The organism is Clostridium sp. Marseille-QA1073 (assembly GCF_054863625.1).
Map to the genome: position 1 here is coordinate 1 of NZ_JBSVQM010000049.1, position 6,806 is coordinate 6,806.

Annotated in this window: 5 protein-coding genes; all 5 read right to left on the minus strand. The window is 31.9% G+C overall.

What is annotated here, in order from left to right; translation table 11 throughout:
* Positions 1 to 40: 40 nt before the first annotated feature.
* The 5 genes from ACY1IQ_RS20830 to ACY1IQ_RS20850 all read right to left on the minus strand — a co-directional run bounded on the left by ACY1IQ_RS20830 (position 41) and on the right by ACY1IQ_RS20850 (position 6,494).
* Entirely contained in the window at positions 41 to 1,000 is a 960-nt protein-coding gene (locus ACY1IQ_RS20830) for an L-threonine 3-dehydrogenase (protein WP_461615795.1), read from the minus strand.
* Positions 1,001 to 1,026: 26 nt separating this feature from the next.
* On the minus strand, positions 1,027 to 2,217 hold the full coding sequence (locus ACY1IQ_RS20835; protein ID WP_461615796.1) for a glycine C-acetyltransferase: 1,191 nt from the start codon (positions 2,215 to 2,217) through the stop codon (positions 1,027 to 1,029).
* Between the two features lie 169 nt (positions 2,218 to 2,386).
* Positions 2,387 to 2,773, minus strand: a complete 387-nt coding sequence (locus ACY1IQ_RS20840; protein ID WP_461615797.1) for a PqqD family protein — start codon at positions 2,771 to 2,773, stop codon at positions 2,387 to 2,389.
* 188 nt (positions 2,774 to 2,961) lie between these two features.
* Positions 2,962 to 4,893 carry an OPT family oligopeptide transporter gene (locus tag ACY1IQ_RS20845; RefSeq protein ID WP_461615798.1) on the minus strand — a complete coding sequence of 644 codons (1,932 nt, stop codon included), beginning with the start codon at positions 4,891 to 4,893 and terminating at the stop codon, positions 2,962 to 2,964.
* A 158-nt stretch (positions 4,894 to 5,051) separates the two neighbouring features.
* Positions 5,052 to 6,494, minus strand: a complete 1,443-nt coding sequence (locus ACY1IQ_RS20850; RefSeq protein ID WP_461615799.1) for an aminoacyl-histidine dipeptidase — start codon at positions 6,492 to 6,494, stop codon at positions 5,052 to 5,054.
* Between the last annotated feature and the right edge of the window lie 312 nt (positions 6,495 to 6,806).

The window sequence follows — 6,806 nt, forward strand, 5'->3', positions numbered from 1 at the left end:
TAATAAAAAACTAGCAATATAATTGCTAGTTTTTATATTATTATTTATTTCCTATGCCTTTTTCTCTTAATTTTTGTAGCATGTCAGCTGTCATTTTATCTAAATCATATTCAGCTTTAAATCCCCATTCTTCTTTAGCAGCTGTTGGGTCAATTGAGTCTGGCCAAGTATTAGCTATTCCTTGTCTTACTGGATCTGGCTCATAGCTAATTTCAAATTCTGGTATATGTTTTTTAATTGCAGCTGCAATTTGTTCTGGTTCAAAGCTCATTGCTGTTATATTAAAAGCATTTCTATGCTTTAACTTTGATGGATCTGCTTCCATTAATGTTATTATTGCATTTATAGCATCTGGCATATACATCATATCCATATAAGTTCCCTTATCAATGTACGAAGTATATTTTCCACTTTTTAATGCTTCATAATAAATATCAACAGCGTAATCTGTTGTTCCACCACCTGGAGGTGCTACATAAGATATAAGTCCTGGGAATCTTACTCCTCTTGTATCTACTCCAAATTTAGTATGATAATAATCACATAATAACTCTCCAGAAACTTTTGTCACACCATACATAGTTTTCGGTCTTTGAATTGTATCTTGTGGAGTATTTACTTTTGGAGTATCTGGACCAAAAGCTCCTATTGAACTTGGTGTGAAAAATTTGCAATTTAATTCTCTTGCAACTTCTAAAGCATTGACAAGTCCGCCCATATTTATATCCCAAGCTAATTGAGGTTTAGCTTCAGCTACTGCTGAAAGTAATGCAGCTAAGTGAATTATTGAGTCAACCTCATATTTTTTAGCTATTTCAAGCATTGCATTTCTATCAGTAACATCTAATATTTCAAATATTCCACCCTCAACTATAGGATTTCCTTCTGGTTTTCTTATATCTGTAGCAATAACATTATCACGTCCATAAACTTCTCTTAATTTTGCTACTAATTCCGTACCAATTTGCCCTAAACAACCTGTAACCAATATTTTTTTCATATTGTTATCCCCCCAAGTGCTATCTTTTAGATTATTCCCATTTCTTTTCCTACTTTTTCATACACTTTAATAGCTTCATCTAACATTTCCTTAGTATGAGCTGCTGAAGGCATATTTCTAACTCTTGCTGTACCCATTGGAACTGTTGGGAATACAATAGATTTTGCATATACTCCTTCTTCATATAATTTTTTACTGAATTCTTGAGCTTTATCAGCTTCTCCTATTATACATGGAGTAATTGGAGTTTCACTATTTCCTATATTAAAGCCTAATTCTTTTAAGCCTTTCTTTAAATAATTTGCATTTTCCCATAGCTTATCATGAAGTTCTGTACTTTCAGTTAATATTTTTATAGCTTCTATACAAGCACCTGCTGCTCCCGGTGTTAATGCAGTTGAGAATAAGAACGGCCTACCTCTAACTTTTAACCAATCAATTAAATCTTTAGAACCAGCAACATATCCTCCAACTACACCAATAGCTTTAGATAACGTACCTATTTGGAAATCTATTTTATCTGATAATCCAAAATGTTTAACAGTTCCTGCTCCTTTTCCTAATACCCCTGAACCGTGTGCATCGTCAACGTATGTAATTAAGTCAAATTCTTCAGCTATTTCCACTATTTCAGGAAGTTTAGCTATATCTCCATCCATAGAGAACACGCCATCAGTTATAACCATTATTTTTTCATATAATCCTGATTCTCTGGCTTCTTTAGCTTTTGCTCTTAAATCGTCCATATCAGAATGTTCAACCCTTATAATTTTTGCTCCTGATAATCTACATCCATCTATAATTGATGCGTGGTTTAATGCATCTGAAAGTATAGCATCTTTTTTACCCATAACTGCTGAAATTGCAGCCATATTACAGTTAAATCCAGATTGGAAAGCTATTGCAGCTTCAGTATGTTTAAACTCTGCTAATCTTTTTTCAAGTTCTGAGTGTATATCTAATGTTCCATTAATCGTTCTAACTGCTCCTGCTCCTGCTCCGTATTTTTTAGTAGCTTCAATTGTAGCTTTAATCATTCTTGGATGAGTAGCAAGTCCTAGGTAGTTATTTGATGAAAGGTTTATAAGTTCTTTTCCATCAATATTTATAATTGGACCATTTGCTCCATTTATAATATTAATTTCATTATATAAGCCTTTGCCTCTAAGGTCTTGTAAATTATCTTTTAAGAATTTTTCCAATGATTTACTTCCCATTTACTGCACCCCCGTATAAAACTTTTTACCTTTATTATATTCTTCATTTATTATTTAAAATCCTTTTTTATAGAAAGTTTAAGTTATTTGCAATATTATGACATATTACATAGAATAAGCCTAGTAATAATCATATTATTCACCGAACCTTTTCCATAATATATAAATTTTATACTTCATACTCTTTAAATTTAATCCATCCTCTTTTAGACAGATACTTTAGATATGTTACTAACCTGTATAGTTCCCCATTAACATCTTCTCTATACTTTTCTGCCATAAGCTTCGCAATATCATACACTGTCCTGTTTCCATCCATATGTTTCCATACCGTAGAGCATCTATCATCTAGCTCTAAATTAGTCATAGGAGTTTTTCTAACCATCCAAGCTAAGAATTTCTTTACTGGATCATTGATCTTTAAGCATAAAATAACTCTTCCATTTTTTTCTTTCCATTCATTATGTTTAATTTCTGGTACAAACAGAGCGAAATTATGTTTTGTATCAGGCTCTTGATTTTCTATTTCTTCTTGTTTGAGTTTCTTATTTCTCATATAAAATTCCTCCTAATAACTCATAACTAACTCCTAACTATAAGATATTTTAATATAAATTTATATAATTAAATTATATGTATTTTAGAAAGAATATGCTAATAATATAGTAATTCGCTTGCCCACAAATAGATTTATTTGTGAGCAAAGCAAATCCTTATAGTTTCTAATAAAGTCTAATACTTTATCTAGTTAATATTTTTATCTTTTTTGCAAGAGAAGATATAAATCCATAATCCTAACAATAAGAACATTATAAAAGCAAATAGATTGCTTTGTGTTATTCCTGTTAAGAAGTTTTTACCAAATGCTATATCTACGTTAGCAGCAACCAGACCAGCTACTACTATACCCATTAATGCATCCCCTGCAACTAGACCTGAAGCAAGAAGAGTTCCTTTTTCGACAGCTTCCCCTTTTTTGTCTTTATCTTTAGCGAATTTTCTTTCAACAATCTCTCTTATAATACCACCAACTAAGATAGCAGCATTTAAAGTTATTGGAAGGTATATTCCAAGTGCAACTGGTAGTATTGATATACCAGCTAATTCACAGAATAATGCAATAGCAGCTCCTACTATTATTAATGTCCAAGGAAGCTGAGCTGTCATTATACCTTCAACGATCATCTTCATAAGTGTAGCTTGTGGTGCAGCTACATCTGCAGAACCTATTCCATAAGCCTTCTCTAACATGTTTATTACTAATGCAGCAAACACACCAGCTACCGCAAGAGCAATGAACATTCCTAATTGAACTTTTTTAGGAGTACCACCAATAACAAATGTAGTTTTTAAGCTTTGTGCAGCTCCACCAGCTACTGCTATAGCAACACAAACAACTCCACCTATTAATATACATTTAGTCATATATTCCTGAGAAACTCCACCGGTTAATTTAATTAGCGTGGTTACAAATAGCATTGTAGCTATAGTCATACCTGAAACTGGATTATTAGATGCTCCAATTATACCAACCATTCTAGCTGAAACAACAGCAAAGAAGAAGCTGAATATAACTGCCATGATTCCACCCACGAATCCACCATTTATCATTGGTAATAACCATGTTAATGCAAATCCAAAAGCTGCTGCTAAAATAACCCAAGTTAGAGGTGCTTCTATGTCAATTCTGCTAACTTTTTCATTTTTACCAGCACCTATTCCACTCATAGCTTGTTTAAAGCTCGTTATTATAGTTGGAATAGATTTAGCAAGAGAGATAAATCCTCCCATTGCAACAGCTCCAGCACCTATATATTTAATATAGTTAGACCATATCTCAGTAGCATTCATTTCAGCTATAATCTTAGTTGCTGGGAATAGTGGTTCTACTAATCCTACTCCTAAGAATTTAATTAATGGTATAAGTGCAAACCAAGCTATAACAGAACCACCAAACATAAGCAATGATGCTTTAGTGCCAACAATAAATCCAACACCAAGAAGTGATGCTAATGTATCAAATCCCATCATTGTTCCTTGATAGCTTTTAATTACATAAGTAGCTTGTTCTCCCCAAAGTGCAAATCCACCTGAGAAAAGCTTATATCCGGCTCCTACACCAAGTCCAGTCATAACTGTTTTAAAGCCTTGCCCACCCTCGCTGCCAGTTACAAGAACTTCAGCTGCAGCCATACTTTCTGGGTAAACTAAATTTCCATGCTCTTCAACAATTAAGTATCTTCTAAGTGGTGTAATAAAAAATACACCCATAACCCCTCCAATAATAGTAACAATAACAACTGTAAAAATACTTAATTTTAATCCCCATAAAATTAATGCTGGTAAAATAAATATAACACCACCAGCAATAGATTCTCCCATAGCAGCTAGTGATGCTACTATGTTAGCTTCTAGAATGTTATTTCTTTTAAACATTCCCTTTAATATTCCAGTAGCTATTATCGCGCCTGGTATACCTGCTGATATTGTCATACCAACTTTTAAGCCAAGGTATGTATTAGCTGCTGCAAAAATACAAGCCAATATAATGCCTAAAATAATTGAGTACCCTGTTGTTTCAGGCATTGCCACCGAGGTTGGCACAAATGGAACATAATCTTCTCCTTTACATTCGCCATAGGCTGTGTGGGATAATTTTTTTCTCTCTTGGCTCATAAAATAATTCCTCCTCTTTTTCAATTTTACTTTTAGTAATTAAGTCATATAATTTGCTGTAAAAAACTCTAGATTTAACTCTATAGGGATTTATTAATAAAGATCAAATGAATTTATTAATAAAAATTCAAATTAATAAATTCATTTGAACATTTATCCTATTTTATATTTTTTAATAATCTCTGTATGAACTCCCACACATTTTGTACTGAAGTTATACTCATATGTTCTTGTGGAGTATGAACATCGTATAAGTTTGGTCCAAAGCTTATCATATCAACATCAGCCATTTTTTCTTTTAAAAGTCCACATTCAAGACCTGCATGGATAGCATCTATTTTTGGCTCTTGTCCTGTAATTTCTTTGTATGTCTCTACACAAAGATCTCTTATCTTTGAATTTGGTTCATATTGCCACTCTGGATAATCTGAATCATTTACCATTTCAGCTCCAACTAATTTTGATAGTGTTCCCACTCTATCAACTATTTCATTCTTTAATGTTTTAACAGAACTTCTTATTGCTGATACAAAAGTGACTTTTTCTTCACTAAATACTATAACTCCTAAATTTAAACTACTTTCTACTAGTCCTTCTATATCTTTGCTCATAGTTTGAACTCCATTAGGCATTAAATTTAAAAAATTCACTATACTAGTTGTCACTTCACAAGTCAATTGCTTTTCAGCTTTAACTTCTGAAATTTCTAATTTTACATCTGGATCTTGAACTCTTAATTCTTCTTTAAATATGTTTATAGTATTATTAGCTATTGTTTTTATTTTTTCTAAGTTTGCAGTATCTCCTGTTAAAATAACCTCAGATTCACGTGGAATAGCATTATTTTTAGCGCCGCCACTAATATGGGCAATATTAAAGTGAACCTCTTTACCTATTGAATTTAATAATCTTCCCATAAGCTTATTAGCATTTCCTCTTTGCTTAATTATCTCCATTCCGGAGTGTCCGCCTTTTAAGCCTTTTATTTCTAATTTTAACGCAGAACCGTTAGTATCTTCCCATTGGTTATTTATGTGAACATAGTTAGTAACTCCACCTGCACAACTTACTAAGAATATGCCTTCTTCCTCAGAGTCAATATTTAATAGTACTTTTCCATCTAAATGTTTAGGGTCTACAGCAATAGCACCATACATCCCAGTCTCTTCACCAGTAGTAACAAGCAATTCTAATGCTGGATGTGGTATATCTTTAGAATCTAATAATGCTAATCCATAAGCTACAGCAATTCCATTATCTGCACCTAGAGTTGTCCCATTTGCATATATGCAATCTTCTACAATTCTAAGCTCTAATGGATCCTTTTCAAAGTCATGCTTTGTATCTTTATTTTTTTCACAAACCATATCCATGTGACCTTGAATTATAACTGGTGATACGTTTTCATATCCAGGTGTAGCTGGTTTCTTTATAATTACATTTAGCTCGCTATCTTGTATTGCCTCTAAACTTCTTTCTTTAGCAAAGTTAACTAAAAAGTCACTAATAGCTTTTTCATTACCTGACCCATGAGGTATCTTAGTCATGTCTTCAAAAAAGCTAAAAACCTTAGTTGGTTTTAAATTCTCTAGTACTGGCATTTTTCTTCACTCACCTTTCTAATTTTATAAAATCATAATGTATTAATAAAATTTTAATTATTAATATTTTATTAAGAATATATTAATATATTATCTTAATATATTCTTAATACTAGTGATAATCATAATTAAAATCAAACTTAGCATTATCAAGTAAAGTGGCAAAATTTCTTAAAAACATCCACTTTTCTTCATCTTTTTTAATTTTTCATTTATTTTAAATATTTTGTTTATTCAGAATGGTTTGCAAATAATTTAATAAAATTTAACAATTTATAGTGCTAAAATTCATAACTAAAAACATTGATATTT